The 20,137-nt window shown below is 65.5% G+C and carries 15 protein-coding genes; 3 read left to right on the plus strand and 12 right to left on the minus strand.

Annotated elements, in window-relative coordinates:
• Window positions 1-48: 48 nt before the first annotated feature.
• The 5 genes from rpoD to F3J14_RS10945 all read right to left on the minus strand — a co-directional run bounded on the left by rpoD (window position 49) and on the right by F3J14_RS10945 (window position 6,673).
• A complete protein-coding gene (gene rpoD, locus F3J14_RS10925; protein ID WP_166722985.1) occupies window positions 49-2,466 on the minus strand; it encodes an RNA polymerase sigma factor RpoD in 2,418 nt (805 codons plus the stop codon).
• 88 nt (window positions 2,467-2,554) lie between these two features.
• Window positions 2,555-4,423 (minus strand): DNA primase, encoded by a 1,869-nt coding sequence (gene dnaG, locus F3J14_RS10930; protein ID WP_166722986.1) that lies wholly within the window; start codon window positions 4,421-4,423, stop codon window positions 2,555-2,557.
• 72 nt (window positions 4,424-4,495) lie between these two features.
• Window positions 4,496-4,942, minus strand: coding sequence for a GatB/YqeY domain-containing protein (locus F3J14_RS10935; RefSeq protein WP_006751744.1), 447 nt, complete (start codon window positions 4,940-4,942; stop codon window positions 4,496-4,498).
• A gap of 185 nt (window positions 4,943-5,127) precedes the next feature.
• A complete protein-coding gene (gene rpsU / locus F3J14_RS10940) occupies window positions 5,128-5,340 on the minus strand; it encodes a 30S ribosomal protein S21 (RefSeq protein WP_006751743.1) in 213 nt (70 codons plus the stop codon).
• A gap of 106 nt (window positions 5,341-5,446) precedes the next feature.
• Window positions 5,447-6,673: an NAD(P)/FAD-dependent oxidoreductase gene (locus F3J14_RS10945; RefSeq protein WP_348771984.1), complete on the minus strand. Its 1,227-nt coding sequence runs from the start codon at window positions 6,671-6,673 to the stop codon at window positions 5,447-5,449.
• 120 nt (window positions 6,674-6,793) lie between these two features.
• On the opposite strand from F3J14_RS10945, the gene tsaD reads away from it, so the two are divergent.
• On the plus strand, window positions 6,794-7,834 hold the full coding sequence (gene tsaD, locus F3J14_RS10950; protein ID WP_105786713.1) for a tRNA (adenosine(37)-N6)-threonylcarbamoyltransferase complex transferase subunit TsaD: 1,041 nt from the start codon (window positions 6,794-6,796) through the stop codon (window positions 7,832-7,834).
• Window positions 7,835-7,934: 100 nt separating this feature from the next.
• Here the strand turns inward: tsaD and folE2 are convergent, their stop codons facing one another.
• From folE2 to F3J14_RS10970, 4 genes are all read right to left on the minus strand, one after another.
• The gene (gene folE2 / locus F3J14_RS10955; RefSeq protein ID WP_006751740.1) at window positions 7,935-8,744 is read right to left on the minus strand and encodes a GTP cyclohydrolase FolE2; all 810 of its coding nucleotides are present in this window, start codon (window positions 8,742-8,744) and stop codon (window positions 7,935-7,937) included.
• 154 nt (window positions 8,745-8,898) lie between these two features.
• Window positions 8,899-10,803: a 1-deoxy-D-xylulose-5-phosphate synthase gene (gene dxs / locus F3J14_RS10960; protein ID WP_166722988.1), complete on the minus strand. Its 1,905-nt coding sequence runs from the start codon at window positions 10,801-10,803 to the stop codon at window positions 8,899-8,901.
• A gap of 81 nt (window positions 10,804-10,884) precedes the next feature.
• The gene (locus F3J14_RS10965; protein WP_166722989.1) at window positions 10,885-11,769 is read right to left on the minus strand and encodes a polyprenyl synthetase family protein; all 885 of its coding nucleotides are present in this window, start codon (window positions 11,767-11,769) and stop codon (window positions 10,885-10,887) included.
• The gene (locus F3J14_RS10970) at window positions 11,766-12,059 is read right to left on the minus strand and encodes an exodeoxyribonuclease VII small subunit (protein WP_166722990.1); all 294 of its coding nucleotides are present in this window, start codon (window positions 12,057-12,059) and stop codon (window positions 11,766-11,768) included. The genes F3J14_RS10965 and F3J14_RS10970 overlap by 4 nt, the downstream gene beginning before the upstream one ends.
• Window positions 12,060-12,329: 270 nt before the next feature.
• On the opposite strand from F3J14_RS10970, the gene F3J14_RS10975 reads away from it, so the two are divergent.
• Window positions 12,330-13,436 (plus strand): aromatic ring-hydroxylating dioxygenase subunit alpha, encoded by a 1,107-nt coding sequence (locus F3J14_RS10975; protein WP_166722991.1) that lies wholly within the window; start codon window positions 12,330-12,332, stop codon window positions 13,434-13,436.
• 117 nt (window positions 13,437-13,553) lie between these two features.
• Window positions 13,554-14,423, plus strand: coding sequence for a sulfurtransferase (locus F3J14_RS10980; protein WP_166722992.1), 870 nt, complete (start codon window positions 13,554-13,556; stop codon window positions 14,421-14,423).
• Window positions 14,424-14,474: 51 nt separating this feature from the next.
• On the opposite strand, the gene F3J14_RS10985 is transcribed toward F3J14_RS10980, so the two are convergent.
• The 3 genes from F3J14_RS10985 to polA form a co-directional block, all read right to left on the minus strand.
• Window positions 14,475-15,350 carry a dienelactone hydrolase family protein gene (locus F3J14_RS10985; RefSeq protein WP_166722993.1) on the minus strand — a complete coding sequence of 292 codons (876 nt, stop codon included), beginning with the start codon at window positions 15,348-15,350 and terminating at the stop codon, window positions 14,475-14,477.
• 419 nt (window positions 15,351-15,769) lie between these two features.
• On the minus strand, window positions 15,770-17,104 hold the full coding sequence (locus F3J14_RS10990; protein ID WP_166722994.1) for an NAD(P)/FAD-dependent oxidoreductase: 1,335 nt from the start codon (window positions 17,102-17,104) through the stop codon (window positions 15,770-15,772).
• Window positions 17,105-17,383: 279 nt separating this feature from the next.
• Window positions 17,384-20,137: a DNA polymerase I gene (polA, locus tag F3J14_RS10995; RefSeq protein WP_166722995.1), complete on the minus strand. Its 2,754-nt coding sequence runs from the start codon at window positions 20,135-20,137 to the stop codon at window positions 17,384-17,386.

The raw sequence follows: 20,137 nt of genomic DNA on the forward strand, positions 1-20,137 counted from the left end.
CCGGCATCACGTGGATACCGGCGGCGTTCGCAAGTGAGACGCTGGAAATCAGTTCCCTTCGAGGAACGACTTCAGCTTGTCGGAACGGCTCGGGTGACGCAGCTTGCGCAGCGCCTTGGCCTCGATCTGACGGATCCGCTCACGCGTGACGTCGAACTGCTTGCCGACTTCCTCGAGCGTGTGATCGGTGCTCATCTCGATACCGAAGCGCATCCGCAGCACCTTCGCCTCACGCGGCGTCAGCGAATCGAGCACGTCCTTCACGACGTCGCGCATGCTTGCATGCAGCGCGGCATCCGCCGGCGCGACCGTGTTGTTGTCCTCGATGAAGTCGCCGAGATGGGAATCGTCGTCGTCACCGATCGGCGTTTCCATCGAGATCGGCTCCTTCGCGATCTTCATGATCTTGCGGATCTTGTCTTCCGGCATCTCCATCTTCTCGGCGAGCGTTGCCGGATCCGGCTCGAGACCGGTTTCCTGCAGGATCTGCCGCGAGATGCGGTTCATCTTGTTGATCGTCTCGATCATGTGAACCGGAATACGGATCGTGCGCGCCTGGTCCGCGATCGAACGCGTGATGGCCTGACGGATCCACCACGTCGCATAGGTCGAGAACTTGTAGCCACGACGGTATTCGAACTTGTCCACCGCCTTCATCAGGCCGATGTTGCCTTCCTGGATCAGGTCGAGGAACTGCAGGCCGCGGTTCGTGTACTTCTTCGCGATCGAGATCACGAGACGCAGGTTCGCCTCGGTCATTTCACGCTTCGCCTGACGCGCCTTCAGTTCGCCGGCCGCCATCTGGCGGTTGGTTTCCTTCAGGTCCTTCAGCGGCAGCACGACGCGCGCCTGCAGGTCGAGCAGGCGCTGCTGCTGTTCGCGGATCGCCGGAACGTTACGCGACAGCACCGCGCTGTACGAATGGCCTTCGGCCGTGATCTTCTCGGCCCAGTCGAGATCCGTCTCGCTGCCCGGGAAGCGTGCGATGAATTCCGAGCGCGGCATGCCGCACTTGTCGACGACGATGTGCAGGATCTGGCGCTCGACCTGACGCACTTCGTCCACCTGCGCACGCAACGTGTCGCACAGACGCTCGACGGTACGCGCGGTGAAGCGGATCGTCATCAGTTCGGACTGGATCGTTTCCTGCGCCTTCAGGTAGGCCTTCGACTTGTAGCCTTCCTTTTCGAACGCGCGGCGCATCTTGTCGAACCACTCGCTGATCTGCGAGAACTTCTCGAGCGACGCACGCTTGAGGGCTTCGAGCTGGGCGGCGTTGGCCGATGCCTGCGCGGCGCCGTCGTCTTCCTCCTCTTCCTCTTCTTCCTCTTCCTCTTCGGCTTCCTCGTCCTCGTTCTCGATGGCTTCCGCTTCCTTCGCGGAGAAGCCGTCGGTATCGGCGGAGTCCGAAGCATTCGGATCGAGCAGGCCGTCGACGAGTTCGTCGACGCGGATCTCTTCGTTCGCGACGCGCTCGGCCATCGCGAGGATGTCGGCGATCGTCGTCGGGCACGCGGAGATTGCCATCACCATGTGGCGCAGGCCGTCCTCGATCCGCTTCGCGATCTCGATTTCGCCTTCGCGCGTGAGCAGCTCGACCGTGCCCATCTCGCGCATGTACATCCGGACCGGATCGGTCGTGCGGCCGAATTCCGAATCGACGGTCGACAGCGCGACTTCCGCTTCTTCCTCGACTTCATCGTCCGACGACGCGGCCGGCGCGTTGTCGTTCAGGAGCAGCGTTTCCGCGTCCGGTGCCTGCTCGTATACCGCCACGCCCATGTCGTTGAACGTACCGATGATGCCTTCGAGGGCTTCTGTCTCGGTGAAGTTGTCCGGCAGGTGGTCGTTGATTTCGGCATAGGTGAGGAAGCCGCGCTCCTTGCCGAGCTTGATCAGCGCGCGCAGCTTCACGCGGCGCTCTTCGAGCTCCTCGGCCGTGCCGGGCGTGCTCGTCGCGAACGCTTCCTTCAGCAGCGCCTTTTCCTTGGCGCGACGATCGCGCACCTTGGATTTGCCCGGGGCAGCCGCGGCTGCGGGCTGCTCGTCGCTCTGATTTGCGTCGTCATCGACGGATACTTCGTTCAGCTTTTTGGTCATGGAGTTCGCCGTACCGGCTATATCGACTCGCGGCTGCTGGACGACAGCCGGTTGAACCGTGGGTGCATGAGTAGTACGTACTGCCGTTTCGTCCGCGGCGGCAGTCGTGTCCCTTGCGCTTTTCGCACTTGCCCGCTTCGCCGCCGGCTTGGCCGGCCCGGAGTCGGGTCTGGCGGCAGCCCGTGTTCTGGCTGCCGACGCCGGCGCAGCCTGAGCAGTGCCGGCCGCGGTTTTCCTTCCTGCAGGGGCAGACGTGGCTGAAGACGTTGTCCTGGTGGAAGAAGCAGACTTGGCCGCTGTGACCTTAGTGGTCGGCTCCGTCGAGCCCTTGCCTGTTGCTTTCTTTCCGCCTGTCGTCTTTGCCATCGCGATTCTCGCCTCTGCTTGGAAAACAAACCGCTGGAAACCTTATATTATAGCACGCTGGGGAGCCCTCTCTTGGCGCCCCGGCCGCCTACAGCCCGAGCCGACGCTTCATGTCGGTTCGCTGCTGGTTCAATTCCGTCAATTCGGCCAATTCCTCGGGTGTGAAGGTGGATTGCCGCGCCAGCCGATCGAGCCGGTCGCAGCAAGCGTCATAGCGCATCTTGAGCACCGCGGCCTGCAGTTCCTCGCCCGCGATCCGTTCCTGTTCGCGCTGCCGCTCAGGCACCGTCTCGTCTTCCGGATTCTGTAGCAGCAAGTCGCGGACGTTTTCATCATAGTCCAGAATTTCGCGGAAGATTTCCTCGTAAGTCGCCCCGTTCGAGGATGTGCGCAGCACGTCCGACAGCAGCCGGAACTCCGCGCCGTCGCCCAGCGCGCGCGCATGCTCGACGACTTCGGCGAACAACTCGCCGATGCGCGGCAGCGCGCGCAGGGTCGCAAGCTGTTCGTCGTCGAGCTGCGACGCGATCCGCGGATGCATCACGAGCGTACGCAACGCCCGCTTTTCGCTGTCCGTCACACGCCGCCGCTCGCTGCGCGGGGGCGCCTGGCGCGCCGGCGCGGCAATGCGCGCATCGACATCCGACAGCCCCGCGACTTCCTCGAACGGGATATCGAGACGGTCGGCGAACATGTGCATGATCTGCGCGCGCAACGCGTTCGCCGGCAGCGCCTGCAGCAGCGGCTTCGCGTCGAACAGCGCCTTCGCGCGACCTTCCGGCTGATCGAGCGCCTTGCCGGCAATTGCTTCGTTCAACAGAAATTGGGACAGCGGCATCGCGCGTTCGACCTGCTCTGAGAACGCGTCCGCGCCGAATTCGCGTACGTAGCTGTCCGGATCATGTTCGGACGGCAGGAAAAGGAATCGGATCGTCCGGTTGTCCGCCGCATGCGGCAGGCACGCCTCGAGCGCGCGGCGCGCCGCACGCCGGCCGGCCGAGTCGCCGTCGAAGCTGAAAATGACCGTATCGGTCTGGCGCAGCAACTTCTGCACGTGGATCGGCGTGCACGCCGTGCCGAGCGTCGCGACCGCGTTCGGGAAGCCGAGCTGCGCGAGCGCGACGACATCCATGTAGCCCTCGACGACCAGCACGTACTTGCGCTCGCGGATCGCGAGGCGCGCCTCGAACAGCCCGTACAGTTCGCTGCCCTTGTTGAACAGCGGCGTTTCGGGCGAATTCAGGTACTTCGGCTCGCCGCTGCCGAGCACGCGGCCGCCGAACCCGATCACCTGCCCCTTCACGTTGCGGATCGGGAACATGATCCGCTCGCGGAACCGGTCGTAGCGTCGCGCAACGCCTTGCGCGTCGGTTTTTTCGCTGACGATCACGAGCCCCGATTCGACCAGCGACTCGTCGCGGTAGTCCGGGAACGCGGTTTCGAGGTTCTGCCAGCCGTCCGGCGCATAGCCGAGGCCGAAGCGCGCGGCGATCTCGCCGGTCAGGCCCCGGTTCTTCAGGTACTGGATCGCGACGGTCGCGCCGCGCAATTGCTTGCGATAGTAGTCGCACGCAACGGACATCACGTCGGACAGCGCCGTCGCAACCGATTTCGACACAGGTGCGGGATAGTCGCCGCCGCCCCCACCCCCACCGCGCATCGACGGCTCGTGCGGCACGGTCAGTCCGACCGATTGCGCGAGTTCCTGCACGGCTTCCGGGAACGTGAGCCCCGCGTGCTCCATCAGGAAGCCGATCGCCGTGCCGTGCGCGCCGCAGCCGAAGCAGTGATAGAACTGCTTGGTCGGGCTGACGGTAAACGACGGGCTCTTCTCGTTATGGAACGGGCACAGCCCCATGAAGTTGGCGCCGCCCTTCTTGAGCTGCACGTACCGGCCCACCACGTCGACGATATCGACGCGGTTCAGCAAATCCTGCAGGAACGAATGCGGAATCACCGTGGGATCGAGCGAAAAAAAGACAATACGATGCCCCGGCGCACGCGCATGCGACGCGCCGGGAAGCGGCTTTTACTTCGACAGCGCGGCCTTGACCTGCGCGGAGACAGCGGTCATGTCGGCACGGCCGGCGAGCTTGCCCTTCAGCACGCCCATCACCTTGCCCATGTCCTGCGGGCCGGCTGCGCCCGTTGCCGCGACCGCGGCCTGGACTTCGGCAGCCACTTCCGCGTCCGACAGTTGCGCAGGCATGTAGGCGCCCAGCACGGTCAGTTCGGCCTGTTCCTTCGCGACGAGATCGTCGCGGCCGGCGGCCTGGAACTGGCTGATCGAGTCCTTGCGCTGCTTGATCATCTTGTCGATCACGGCGGTGATGCCCGCGTCGTCGAGGGTCACCTGATCATCGATCTCGCGCTGCTTGATCGCGGCCAGCAGCAGGCGAACCGTCGCCAGACGCTCGCTTTCCTTCGCGCGCATCGCGGCCTTCATGTCTTCGCTGATCTGCTCTTTCAAACTCATCTTGCACCCGGGATGGAAACGTGACTTCGACGCCCGTGAATGGACGTCAACACAAAAACCCGCTTGGGACTATGTCTCAAGCGGGTTGCTCGAATCCGGCATCGGCGACTCGCGGCCCCTGATCAAGGCCGATCGTGCGGGGGTCGCCGGTGCGCCGCTCAGTGAACCGCGCGGCGCTCAATCGTTTAGTACAGCTTCTTCGGCAGCGTCTGGCTGCGAATCCGCTTGTAGTGACGCTTCACTGCGGCAGCCTTCTTGCGCTTGCGCTCGGCGGTCGGTTTCTCGAAGAACTCCCGCGCACGAAGCTCGGTCAGCAGACCGTTCTTCTCGATCGTGCGCTTGAAGCGACGCATGGCGACTTCGAACGGCTCGTTTTCTTTAACGCGAATGATCGTCATGATCCGACACGAATAAAGGTTTGCACAGAAGACTTAGGAGTATAGCAGAGCGTCGCACAAAGGCCTAAGGGCCGGGCCCCGTCAACGGCAGGCCTGCGCGGACGCATCAGACGCCGCGCGCAAATTCCGCCGCCGCCTGCCCGGCCGCCGTGCCGGACGCCCACGCCCACTGGAAGTTGTAGCCGCCGAGCCAGCCCGTGACGTCCACCGCCTCGCCGATGAAGAACAGCCCCGGCACCCGCGCGCTCATCATCGTCGCCGACGACAGTTCGCGCGTGTCGACGCCGCCCTTCGTCACCTCGGCCTTCTTGTAGCCCTCGGTGCCGTTCGGCGTCAGCGTCCAGCCGGACAGCGCGTCGCCGATCTGGCGCAACGTCTTGTCGGGCAGGTCCGCGAGCCGCGCGTCGGCCGCGACGCGATGGGTGTCGAGCCAGACGTGCGCGAGGCGCGACGGCACCCAGTCCGCGAGCAGCGAGCCGATCTGGCGCTTCGACGTGCGCTTCGCGTCGAGCAGGTCGGCCACCGCGTCGCGCTGCGGCAGCAGGTCGATGCGGATCGGGTCGCCGGACTGCCAGTAACTGGAGATCTGCAGGATGCCTGGGCCCGACAGGCCGCGATGGGTCAGCAGCAGATCCTCGACGAATTCGCCGCCGCGCTTCTTGTCGCCGGTCGACACGCGCACTTCGAGCGACACGCCGGACAGCGCCGCGAACGGCTCCCAGTCCTGCTGCGCGAACGTGAGCGGCACGAGCGCGGGCCGCGTATCGACGAGCTTGTGGCCGAACTGCTTCGCGACCCGGTAGCCGAAGTCGGTCGCGCCGATCTTCGGGATCGACAGGCCGCCCGTCGCGACGATCAGTGCGCGTGCGCGGATCGGCCCTGCGTGCTGCGTGTCGAGCGTGAAGCCGTCGGCCGCGTGGCGCACCGCATCGACGACCACCGGGCGGCGCCAGGCGATGCCGCCCGCGTCGCATTCGTGCTTCAGCATGTCGATGATCGCGTCGCTGCCGTGGTCGCAGAAGAGCTGCCCCTTGTGCTTTTCGTGCCAGGTGACGTGATGGCGCTTGAGCAACCCGAGGAAGTCGCGCGGCGTGTAACGGGCGAGCGCCGAGCGCGCGAAATGCGGATTCGACGACAGGTAGTTGTCGGGGCCTGCGTAGAGATTCGTGAAGTTGCAGCGGCCGCCGCCCGAGATGCGGATTTTCTCGGCGAGCCGCGGCGCGTGGTCGATCAGCACCACGCGGCGGCCGAGTTGCCCGGCGACCGCGGCGCTCATCATCCCGGCGGCACCCGCGCCGATCACGGCGATGTCATAAGTTTCCATGGCGCGGATTGTACCTGCCCGGCCTCCGGCCCGGACCGTCCGCGGCGGCGACCGGCCCCTGCCTGCTATAATTTCCGGCTACGTTGACCTACCTGTGGCGCGCTCCAGACCGCGCCCCCGCCCTTACCCATGCTCGTCCTCGGCATCGAAAGCTCCTGCGATGAAACCGGCCTCGCGCTCTACGACACGCAGCGCGGCCTGCTCGCGCACGCGCTTCATTCGCAGATCGCGATGCATCGCGAATACGGTGGCGTCGTGCCGGAGCTCGCATCGCGCGATCACATCCGCCGCGCGCTGCCGCTGCTCGAGGAAGTGATGGCGCAAAGCGGCACGCACCGCGACGACATCGATGCGATCGCGTTCACGCAAGGCCCGGGCCTCGCCGGCGCGCTGCTGGTCGGCGCGAGCATCGCGAATGCGCTCGCGCTGGCATGGAACAAGCCGACCGTCGGCATTCATCACCTCGAAGGCCATCTGCTGTCGCCGCTGCTCGTCGACGAGCCGCCGCCGTTCCCGTTCATCGCGCTGCTGGTGTCGGGCGGCCATACGCAACTGATGCGCGTGACGGACGTCGGCGTGTACGAGACGCTCGGCGAGACGCTCGACGACGCGGCCGGCGAAGCGTTCGACAAGACGGCAAAGCTGATCGGCCTCGGCTATCCGGGCGGCCCGGAAGTGTCGAAGCTCGCGGAAACGGGCACGCCGGGTGCGGTCGTGCTGCCGCGTCCGATGCTGCATTCGGGCGATCTCGACTTCAGCTTCAGCGGCCTGAAGACGGCCGTGCTCACGCAGATGAAGAAATTCGAGGCGGCGAAGCTGGAAGGCGAAGCACTCGAGCGCGCGAAGGCCGACCTCGCGCGCGGCTTCGTCGATGCAGCCGTCGACGTGCTCGTCGCGAAATCGCTCGCCGCGCTCAAGCAGACGAAACTCAAGCGCCTGGTCGTCGCGGGCGGCGTCGGCGCGAACCGCCAGTTGCGCGCGGCGCTGTCGGCCGCAGCGGCCAAGCGCGGCTTCGACGTGCACTATCCCGATCTCGCGCTCTGCACCGACAACGGCGCGATGATCGCGCTCGCCGGCGCATTGCGGCTCGGCCGCTGGCCCGAGCAGGCGAATGCCGACTACGCGTTCACGGTGAAGCCGCGCTGGGATCTCGCGTCGCTCGCACGCTGATTCGCGCAACCCGACACCCTACGCGCCGGCACACGCCGGAAAACAAAATGGCCGCTCGATGAGCGGCCATTTTTCATTGCAGCGGCAAAACGACGCAGCGTTACGCGGCGTGTCGCTTGTCGCGCTCGATCAGCGCATACGCGCTGTGATTGTGGATTGACTCGAAGTTCTCGGCTTCGAGCACGTACGCAACCACGCGCTCGTCCGCATCGAGACGCTGCGCGACGTCGCGCACCAGATCCTCGACGAACTTCGGGTTTTCGTACGCACGCTCCGTGACGAACTTCTCGTCCGGACGCTTCAGCAAGCCCCACAGCTCGCACGACGCCTCTTCTTCCGCGATGCGGATCAGCGCCTCGACCGGCAGGTCGGCCGCGAGCTCGGCGTCGATCGTCACGTGCGAGCGCTGGTTGTGCGCACCGTACTGCGAGATCTTCTTCGAGCACGGGCACAGGCTCGTCACAGGCACGAGCACCTTCAGGAACAGGCGCGTTTCGCCGTTGCGGCTTTCGCCCGCGAGCGTCACTTCATAGTCGAGCAGGCTCTGCACGCCCGACACCGGCGCCGTCTTGTTCACGAAGTACGGGAACGTGACCTCGATGCGGCCGGCCTCGGCTTCCAGCCTCACGAGCATCGACGCGAGCATCGCGCGGAAGCGCTCGACCGTCAGCGGCTCGCGACTCTCTTCGAGCAGAGCGACGAAGCGCGACATGTGCGTGCCCTTCTGATCGGCGGGCAGGCGCACGTCGAGGTTCCAGACGCCGACGGTCGGCTGCACGTCGCCGCTCTCGGTGCGCACCGTCAACGGATGCCGGACCGCCTTCACGCCCACGCGCTGAATCGGAATCTGGCGGGTATCCACCGTGCTCTGCACGTCGGGCATCACGAAGGCGGGATTCATCTGGTTCATCTTGTTCAATCCTTGTAAGCCGCGCGTTCGACGACGCGCACGCCGCGTCACGCGGCAGCCGGAAAAGCAACATGGGCCCGCAGGCCCATGTTTTCCGCATCAATGTAGACCGGTTGCGCCAGTCGCACCGACGCCGCCCGCAGGCGGCGCCAGCTTACGCGACGCGCTTCGCCTGACCGGCGACGTCGGCCGCCGGGCTCAGGAAGCGTTCGCGAATCGATTTCGCGATGCCCGCGCCGTCGAGGCCGCATTGCGCCAGCAGCTTCGCGGGGTCGCCGTGATCGATGAACTGGTCAGGGAGGCCCAATTGTATTACGGGTCGGATAACCCCACTCTCCATCAGGGCTTCGACGCAGGCCGAGCCCGCACCGCCCATCACGCAACCTTCCTCGACCGTGACGAGGTAGTCGTGCGTCTCGGCGAGTTCACGCACGAGCGCCGCATCGACCGGCTTCACGAAGCGCATGTTCGCGACCGTGGCGTCGAGCTCCTCGCCCGCCGCGAGCGACGGCGCGACCATCGTGCCGAACGCGAGAATCGCGACGCGCTTGCCTTCCGGCTGCGACGTCCGGCGACGCACTTCGCCCTTGCCGAGCGGGATCTCGGTGAATTCCTTCACCGTCGCCACGCCCGTGCCCGCGCCGCGCGGATAACGCACCGCGGTCGGGTTCGGCTGCTGAAGCGCCGTGTGCAGCATCTGGCGGCACTCGTCCTCGTCGGACGCGGCCATGATCGTCATGTTCGGGATGCAGCGCATGAACGCGAGATCGTACGCGCCCGCGTGCGTCGCACCGTCGGCGCCGACGAGGCCCGCGCGGTCGATCGCGAACACGACCGGCAGGTTCTGCAGCGCGACGTCGTGGATCAGCTGGTCGTACGCACGCTGCAGGAACGTCGAGTAGATCGCGACGACGGGCTTCAGCCCTTCGGTCGCGAGACCGCCCGCGAACGTCACCGCGTGCTGCTCGGCGATACCGACGTCGTAGTAGCGATCCTTGAAGCGCTTCTCGAACTCGACCATGCCCGAGCCTTCGCGCATCGCGGGCGTGATGCCGACGACACGCGAATCGCGCTCGGCTTCATCGCACAGCCATTCGCCGAACACCTGCGTGTACGTCTTCTTCGCGGGCGTGGGCGACGGCTTGATGCCTTCGGCCGGGTTGAACTTGCCGGGGCCGTGATAGAGCACGGGATCCGCTTCGGCGAGCTTGTAGCCCTGGCCTTTCTTCGTCACCACGTGCAGGAATTGCGGACCGCGCAGCTCGCGAATGTTCTGCAGCGTCGGGATCAGCGAATCGAGATCGTGACCGTCGATCGGGCCGATGTAGTTGAAGCCGAACTCTTCGAACAGCGTCGCCGGCACGACCATGCCCTTCGCATGCTCCTCGAGCTTGCGCGCGAGTTCGAGCACCGGCGGCGCCACGCTCAGCACCCGCTCGACACCCGCACGCGCGGCCGCATAAAAGCGACCCGACATCAGGCGCGCGAGATGGCGGTTCAGCGCGCCCACCGGCGGCGAAATCGACATGTCGTTGTCGTTGAGGATCACGAGCAGTTTCGCATCCTCCGACACGCCCGCGTTGTTCATCGCCTCGAACGCCATGCCGGCCGTCATCGCGCCGTCGCCGATCACCGCGATCGAGAAGCGGTCGTCGCCGTTCAGCTGGCTGCCGATCGCCATCCCGAGCGCCGCCGAAATCGACGTGCTCGAATGCGCGGTGCCGAACGTGTCGTATTGGGACTCGCTGCGGCGCGGGAAACCCGAGATGCCGTCGTACTGGCGCAGCGAATGCATCTGGTCGCGGCGACCCGTCAGGATCTTGTGCGGGTAGGTCTGGTGCCCCACATCCCAGACGATCCGGTCGTTCGGCGTGTTGAACACGTAGTGCAACGCGATCGTCAGCTCGACCGTCCCGAGGTTGGACGACAAATGGCCGCCCGTCTTCGACACGCTGTCGAGCACGAACGCGCGCAGTTCATCCGCGAGCGGTTGGAGTTGGCGACGATCGAGGCGGCGCAAATCCGCCGGGTCGTCGATGGTTTTCAGCAAGTCGTACATCGTCGTTCCATTGTAGGAAATCAAACGCGCCCGCATTCTATTGCACGCACCGTAAGCGTGTGCGCAGCGGCGGGCTTCGCGTCAGCTGACCCGGTTCACTACCAGGTCGGCAAGTTCGGCGAGACGCTGTGCGCGTGCGCCGAACGGTTTCAGCGCATCGTGTGCTTCGGCGCGCAGCTGGGCTGCGAGCTCACGCGATGCGTCGAGGCCGAGGATCGATACGTAGGTCGGCTTGTCGTTTGCCGCATCCTTGCCGGCCGTCTTGCCGAGCGTCGCCGAATCGGTCGTGACGTCGAGAATGTCGTCGACGACCTGGAAGGCCAGGCCGACAGCCCCTGCGTAGACGTCGAGCGCGGCCAGCGTTTCCGCCGACGGCGTGTCGCCGGCCAGCGCGCCCATCCGCACGGCCGCGCGCAGCAGCGCACCCGTCTTCATTCGGTGCATCGTCTCGAGTTGCTCGCGCGTCAGCTTGAGGCCGACGCTCGCCAGGTCGATCGCCTGCCCGCCGGCCATGCCGATCGAGCCGCTCGCCAGCGCCAGCTCGCGCACGAGCGCGGCCTGTTGCACCGGCGACAGCGCATCGACGTCGGTCAGCGCGACGAATGCCTGCGACTGCAGCGCGTCGCCGACCAGCAACGCCGTCGGCTCGTCGTACTGCACGTGCACGGTCGGCTTGCCGCGACGCAGCGCGTCGTCGTCCATGCACGGCATGTCGTCGTGCACGAGCGAATAGACGTGGATCATCTCCAGCGCCGCCGCCGCCGCGTTGCGCGCCGCTTCCGTCGCACCGGTCAGTTCGCCTGCTGCATGGCACAGCAGCGGGCGAACGCGCTTGCCGCCGCCGAGGACCGCATAGCGCATCGCTTCGTGGAGTTGCGTGGGCACCACGTTTTCGGCCGGCAGATAGTGGCCGAGTGCGTCCTCGACACGGTCAAGCACGGACCGCATCCATTGTTCGAATGTCATAGATCGTCGTCTTCGCCGTCCGTGGCGGCCGTTCCGGGCGAAAGCGGCTTCAGCGTCGCGCCGTCGAGCACGCGAACCTGCTGTTCCACTTTCTCAAGCTGCTGTTGGCAAAACGCAACGAGGTTCGCGCCGCGGCGATACGCAGCGAGCGAATCCTCGAGGCTCAACGCGCCGCCTTCCATCCGGGCAACCAGCGTCTCGAGTTCCGCGAGCGCCATTTCGTAATTGTCCGGCAACGGTTCGGTGCCATTGTCGGGCGGCGTGGCGCCTGGGGATGCGGTTTTCGCCATGGACGAGGGTGTCAAATTTCAAAACAAGTCGGACATTCTACGGCAAAAGACAATTCTCCGATCTGCCGACTTGGCCTGCCCGGCACAATTCCGGCCCCGTCTTCGACACACAGTGTGCGCCTTCCGATTGTCTCCCGACAAAAAATTGACACAAATCAGGCACTTAATCCTAGCCTTGCGGGGCGAACCGGGTATAATTGTCCGTTTCCCTAAATCGATTTTTCGATGGTTGGGTTGTTCACTGCTTTCACGCTAACACCGGGAGTGGGAATGTCCAATCTGAGCGACGCGCTTCAGTTGAAGTCGGCTCACAGCCAGCTTCCAGTCACTGCATACTTCGATGAGGCGCTACTCGAGCGCGAGATCGAAACCCTCTTCAAGAAAGGACCTCGTTACATCGGGCACGAGTTGATGGTGCCCGAGGCGGGGGATTATTTCGCGCTGCCGTCCGAGAAGGAAGGCCGCGTGCTGGTCCGCAACCAGACGAACCAGATCGAACTGCTGTCGAACGTGTGCCGCCACCGGCAGGCGATCATGCTCAACGGGCGTGGCCACGCGCAGAACATCGTGTGCCCGCTGCACCGCTGGACGTACGATCTGGAAGGCGAGCTACTCGGCGCCCCGCACTTCCCCGACAAGCCCTGCCTGAATCTCGGCAAGAGCCCGCTGCAGAACTGGCAGGGGCTGCTGTTCGAGGCCGAAGGCCGCAACGTCGCGCGCGATCTCGCGAACCTCGGCACGAAGCATCACTTCGACTTCTCCGAATATCAGTTCGATCACGTCGAAGTGCACGAGTGCGATTACAACTGGAAGACGTTCATCGAGGTCTACCTCGAGGATTACCACGTCGCCCCGTTCCACCCGGGCCTCGGCAGTTTCGTGTCGTGTGACGATCTCAAGTGGGAGTTCGGCGACTGGTACAGCGTGCAGACGGTCGGCGTGCACAACGCCCTCGCGAAACCGGGCAGCGCGACCTACCAGAAGTGGCACGAGCAGGTGCTCAAGTTCCGCAACGGCGTGCCGCCGGAATTCGGCGCGATCTGGATGGTCTATTACCCGGGCCTGATGATCGAGTGGTATCCGCACGTGCTGGTCGTGTCGTGGCTGATTCCGCGCGGCCCGCAGAAGACGACCAACATCGTCGAGTTCTACTACCCCGAGGAAATCGCGCTGTTCGAGCGCGAGTTCGTCGAAGCCGAGCGCGCCGCCTATATGGAGACGGCCGTCGAGGACGACGAAATCGCGATGCGGATGGACGCCGGCCGCCGTGCACTGATGGCACGCGGCGAATCGCAGGTCGGCCCGTACCAGAGCCCGATGGAAGACGGCATGCAGCACTTCCACGAGTTCCTGCGCCGCCACCTCGGCGATCTCTGAGCGCGCGCGGCGCCCTCGGCGCCGCATCGCATTCGGCATATGAAAAGACGGGTTTCGGCCCGTCTTTTTTTGTTTAGACTTGGAGTATCAGGCCAGTTCGCACTCCAGGGAGCCGTCATGCCACACACCCACTACACCACGCTCATCTCCGCAGCCAATCTCGCCGAACGTCTGGCCGCGGCGCCGGGCAGCGTCGCCGTATTCGACTGCCGCTTCGATCTCGCCGATCCGGCCGCGGGCGAAGCCGCCTATGCGGCCGGGCACATCCCGGGCGCGCAGTATCTTCATCTCGACCGCGACCTGTCCGGCCGCAAGACCGGCACCAACGGCCGCCATCCGCTGCCGACCCGCGACGCATTCGCGACGCTCATGGCCAGCCGCGGCGTCAAGCAGGGCCAGCAGGTCGTCGCCTATGACGCACACGGCGGCGCCTATGCGGCGCGCTTGTGGTGGCTGCTGCGCTGGCTCGGGCATGATTCCATTGCGGTGCTCGACGGCGGCCTGCAGGCATGGGAAGCGGCCGGCCAGCCGTTGGCCACCGACGTGCCGCACCCGCCCGCCGGCGACTTCCGGGCGGCAGCCCCGCTCGAATCGACGGTCGACGCGGCAGCCGTGCTCGCGAACGTGACGTCGGCCAAGCGCGTCGTGATCGATGCGCGCGCGCCCGACCGCTATCGCGGTGAAAACGAAACGATCGATCGTGTCGGCGGCCACATCCCCGGCGCACGCAACCGGTTCTTCAAGGACAACCTGAACGCCGACGGCCGCTTCAAGACCGGCCATGAACTGCGCGAGACGTTCACCACGCTGCTGGCCGGCACCGAACCGAACAGCGTGATCCTGCAATGCGGCTCCGGCGTGACCGCATGCCACAACGCGCTCGCGCTCGAAATCGCCGGGCTGCATGGCGCATCGCTGTATCCGGGCTCGTGGAGCGAATGGAGCGCCGATCCGTCGCGGCCGATCGCGACCGGCCCGACGCCGTAAAACACCGGCACTGCACACGATGACGCGGCGGCATTTGCCGCCGCTTGTCGTTTACATCACGCCGTACTTGTGGAACCACTCGATCGCGCGCTTCCAGCCGTCCTCGGCATCGCCCTTCACGTAACTCGGCCGGTAATCGGCGAAGAATGCGTGACCGGCATCCGGATACACGACGATCTCGGATTGGCGCGCGAGCTTCGAGTCGCTGGTCTGGATTGCCTTGCGCATGTCGGCCAGCGACGCCTGCGTGATGTTCGTGTCCTTCTCGCCGTACAGCCCGAGCACCGGCACCTTCAGCAACGCCGCATGATCGACCGGATTGAACGGCGTCATCTCGTCGGTCTTGCCCTCGACGAACCCATACCACGCCACGGCCGCACGCACGTGCGGATTGTGCTCCGCATACAGCCACGCCTGACGACCGCCCCAGCAGAAGCCCGTCACACCGAGACGCGACAGGTCGCCGCCGTTCTTGCCGGCCCACGCGACGGTCGCATCGAGATCCTCGGTGACTTGGCGGTCCGGCACCTTGCTGACGATGTTGTCGACGAGCGCCTGGATCGTCGGGTACTTCGACGCATTGCCCTGGCGCGCGAACAAGTCCGGCGCGATCGCGAGATAGCCGAGTTTCGCGAAGCGACGGCAGACGTCGGCGATATGCGCATGCACGGCAAAGATCTCGTGGATCACAATGACGACCGGCAGGTTCGTCTTGTCGACCGGCTGCGCGCGATACGCGGGGATGCTCGCGTCGCCCGAGCGGATCTCGATGGTGTCGACGTCCAGCCCGGCGCTGTCGGTCGTGATGGTCTGCGCCGACACGGGCAGCACGGCCGCCGCGAAGGTGCCGCCCAGCGCGGCCTGCATGAACTTGCGGCGCGAGAACGGAACGTGGGGAACCAGGCTGTCGACTTCAGGTTTCAACATGAATGCACTCCTCGATTGGGCGCCGCCGTCACGGCCACGAATCCGACCTGACGGGGCATCACGCCGGCGGACGGCGCGGATGTCGCGGCGGTGGGCACCCCGCCGCAAGCGGAAACCCGGACAAGATGCCCAATAATCCGTTGTCGCGTCAACTGTCAGATGTGTAAGACTCGATTACGACGGTGCGATCCCGTCACATCGACCGCGGTGTCGATGGCCGCCGACCGCCCCTCCCGTCCATGTGCGGCATGCACGCAACGAGCGCCGCTGCGCGATCGAATGCTTTCGGATTGAAACGAAAAGACGTGCGGCGCATGGTTCTCGCACGCGCATGGGCAGTCATTCTGCGCCCGAAAAAGACAACGGGCAGGAAACGCGCTCGATGCGCGTTCCCTGCCCGCCCGGTGCACGAACCGCCGTCAGTGCAGCTTGACGCGCGGCAGCGTCGTGCGGCGCAGCCAGTGTGCGACCGTATCGAGCATCATGCGCGGATAGCCGTGCAGCGCCGCGATATGCAGCCGGTACAGCGACATGTACATGAACCGCGCGAACAGCCCTTCGATCAGCATGTTGCCGCCGATCAGCCCGCCCATCAGGTTGCCGACCGCACTGAAGTGACCGAGCGACACGAGCGAACCGAAATCGCGATACGTGAACTCGGGCAGCGGACGCCCGTCGAGCCGGCATCCGATCGCCTTCAGCAGGAAGCTCGCCTGCTGATGCGCGGCCTGCGCGCGCGGCGGCACGTTGCGTTCGTTGCCGGGCCATGCGCATGCCGCGCAGTCGCCCAGCGCGAAGACATTGTCGTCGGTAAAGGTCTGCAGCGTGCGGCGCACGTCGAGCTGGCCGAGCTTGTTGACCTGCAGGCCGTCGAGATGCGACAGCACGGACGGCGCCTTGATGCCGGCCGCCCAGACCGTGAGATCCGCACGCACCGCCTTGCCGCTCGCGGTGTGCACGACGCCGGGCGCGACCTCCGTCACGCGCTCGGCCAGCATCAGTCGCACGCCGAGCTTTTCGAGCAGTTCGGCCGTTGCGGTCGACACGCGCTCCTGCAGCGCCGGGAGAATCCGCGGCCCCGATTCGATCAGTACGATGCCGACGTCGTGCCGCGGGTCGAGCTTGTGCAGCCCGTACACGGACAGCACCTGCGCGGTATTGCGCAGCTCGGCGGACAACTCGACGCCCGTCGCGCCACCGCCGACGATCACGACCTGGATGCGCGGCTCGGCCGCGGCGCCCGGCGCGGGCTGCACCGGCGCCTGGTGCTCGGCGCGCATGCACGCGGCGATCAAACGCTTGCGGAAGCGCTCGGCCTCACCGACCGTATCGAGCGCGATCGCGTTCTGGGCCGCGCCCTGCACCCCGAAGAAGTGCGTCGTGCTGCCGATCGCGATCACCAGCGTGTCGTATTCCAGGTCGCGCGCGGGCAGCAGTTCCGCGCCGTCGCTGTCGTTGACGGGCGACAGCGTGATGCGCTTCGCCGCGCGGTCGAGCGCGGTCAGTTCGCCTTGCTGAAACTCGAAGCCATGCCAGCGCGCCTGCGCCGCATATTCGAGTTCCTGCGTGAACGGGTCCATGCTGCCGGCCGCGACCTCGTGCAGCAACGGCTTCCAGATGTGGGTCGGATTGCGGTCGACGAGCGTGACAAGCGCGCGCGCGGGACGATTGGCGCGCGCGCCGTAACGGTCGCCGAGCCGCGTCGCCAGTTCCAGGCCGCCCGCGCCTCCGCCTACGATGATGATCCGATGCATCTGATTCCCCCTTTGCGATTCGAAACTGCTGCCGCCAGACGATGCAGACGCATGCATTCGCGCCGCCCGTTGGATTAACCGGTTCGGACATCATCGATGTGCAGTTCGAAACACTTCGATGCGTCCGATTCCGGAACGCGGGGCGCGCCGCCCCCGCGACAATGACCTGACTCACTTGCATTGTCCGGGAGCTTGCGCGTTGACCACAAGCAAACCATCTCGATATTCAGCATCCCTGCAACAATATGCCGCGGGAAGCGGGAATCGCGCGGGGGTGCGTCAGTGTGCCTCTTCCCAGTTCGCACCGGCGCCTACTTCAGCGACCAGCGGCACCTTCAGCTTCGCCACACCGCACATCATTTCCGGCAGTTTCTCGCGCACGAGCGACAGTTCGTCGTCGGGCACCTCGAGCACCAGTTCATCGTGCACCTGCATGATCATTCGCGACGCGAGCTGGTCGCGCGTGAGCCAGTCGTCCACCGCGATCATCGACAGCTTGATCAGGTCGGCCGCCGTGCCCTGCATCGGTGCATTGATGGCCGCGCGCTCGGCGGCCTGACGGCGCGGGCCGTTGCCGCCGTTGATCTCCGGCAGCCACAGGCGACGACCGAAAACGGTTTCAACGTAGCCCTTCTCCTTCGCCGCCGTGCGCGTGTCTTCCATGTACTGCGCAACGCCCGGGTAGCGCGTGAAGTAGCGGTCGATATAGAGTTTCGCCGCATCGCGCGTGATGCCGAGGTTCGACGCGAGGCCGAACGCGCTCATCCCGTAGATGAGCCCGAAGTTGATCACCTTCGCGATCCGGCGCTGGTCGGAGTTGACCTCCAGCGGCGTCACGCCGAACACTTCGGCCGCGGTTGCGCGGTGGATGTCCTCGCCTTGCGCGAACGCGCGCAACAGCGACGCGTCGCCGGAGATGTGCGCCATGATCCGCAGTTCGATCTGCGAATAGTCGGCCGACACGATCCGGTGGCCGGGCGATGCGATGAACGCTTCGCGGATCCGCCGGCCTTCGACCGTGCGCACCGGAATGTTCTGAAGATTGGGATCGTTCGATGCGAGCCGGCCCGTGACCGCGACGGCCTGCGCATAGTTCGTGTGCACGCGGCCCGTTGCCGGATTCACCATGCGCGGCAGCTTGTCGGTGTAGGTCGACTTCAGCTTCGACAGCCCGCGATGCTCTAGCAGCAGCTTCGGCAGCGGGTAATCCTCGGCCAGCTTCTGCAACACCTCTTCGTCGGTCGACGGTGCGCCGCTCGGCGTTTTCTTCACGACCGGCAACTGCAGCTTCTCGAAGAAGATCTGCCCGATCTGCTTCGGCGAGCCGAGATTGAACTCGCCACCGGCCAGTTCGTACGCCTGCCCTTCGAGCTCGATGAGCCGCGTCGCGATCTCGGTGCTTTGCGCCTGCAGACGTACGTCGTCGATCAGCACGCCGGTGCGCTCCATCTTGCGCAGCACGAGCGATACCGGCATCTCGATGTCGCGATACACGCGCTCGAGGCCCGCTTCACGCGCGACCTGCGGATACAGCGCCTGATGAAGCTGCAGCGTGATGTCGGCATCCTCGGCCGCATACGCGGCGGCCTGCTCGAGCGCCACTTCGTCGAAACCGATCTGCTTCGCGCCCTTGCCGGCCACGTCCTCGTACTTGATCGTCTTGACACCCAGATGACGCAACGCGAGGCTGTCCATGTCGTGCGTGCGGTGCGATTCGAGCACGTACGATTCGAGCAGCGTGTCGTGCTCGATGCCGTTCAGCGCGATGCCGTAGTTTGCGAGCACCTGCGCGTCGTACTTCAGGTGCTGGCCGACCTTCTTGCGATCGGCCGATTCGAGCCATGGCTTCAGGCGCGCGAGCACGTCGTCGATCGGCAGCTGCTCGGGCATGTCGGGGCCGCGATGCGCGACCGGAAGATACGCGGCCTTGCCCGGCTCGATCGAGAACGACAGGCCGACGAGTCGGGCAGTCATCGGGTCGAGCGCGGTGGTTTCGGTGTCGAACGCGGTCAGTGCGGCCGCATCGATCTTCGCGAACCACGCGTCGAATTGCGCCCAGGTCTGGATCGTGTCGTATTCGCGAACGATGTCCGCCGCGACCACGGGCGCAGGGTCGCCCTCCGGTGCATCGGCGCCGCCGCCTTCGGCGGGCGAGCTCTCGACTTCGCGCAGCCACGTCTTGAAGCCGTAGCGCGCGAAGATGTCGCGCAGCAGGTCGCGTGCTTCGCCGTCCGTCTTCAGCGACGCCTCGATCGATTCGAGATGCGGCGCGAGATCGCAGGCCGTCTCGACGGTCACGAGCGTGCGGCCGAGCGGCAGGAAGTCGAGCGCGCGGCGCAGGTTGTCGCCGACCACGCCCTTGATCTCGCCCGCGTGTTCGATCACGCCGTCGAGGCTGTCGTATTGCGACAGCCACTTCACGGCCGTCTTCGGCCCGCACTTCTCGACGCCCGGCACGTTGTCGACGGTGTCGCCGATCAGCGCGAGGTAGTCGATGATCCGTTCGGGCGGCACGCCGAACTTCGCGATCACGCCGTCGCGGTCGAGCGTCTCGTTGGTCATTGTGTTGACGAGCGTGACGCGGTCGGAGACGAGCTGCGCGAGGTCCTTGTCGCCGGTCGACACGATCACGTTCATCCCGTGCCGCTCGGCTTCGCGCGCGAGCGTGCCGATCACGTCGTCGGCTTCGACACCCTCGACCATCAGCAGCGGCCAGCCGAGCGCGCGCACGGCGCCGTGGATCGGCTCGACCTGCAACGCGAGATCAGGCGGCATCGACGGACGGTTTGCCTTATAGTCGGCATAAAGGTCGTCGCGGAACGTCTTGCCCTTTGCATCGAACACGCAAGCGCTATACTCTGCACTGACTTCCTTGCGCATACGGCGCAGCATGTTGATGATTCCGTAGAGCGCTCCGGTCGGCTCCCCGCCAGGGCCACGCAGATCAGGCATCGCATGGTAAGCCCGATACAGATAGCTCGAACCGTCAACCAATAGCAGGGTCTTACCTTCCAGATTTCGTTCTTCAGGCAT

This window comes from Burkholderia sp. Tr-862, from assembly GCF_011753085.1.
GTDB classification, from domain to species: Bacteria; Pseudomonadota; Gammaproteobacteria; order Burkholderiales; family Burkholderiaceae; genus Burkholderia; species Burkholderia ambifaria.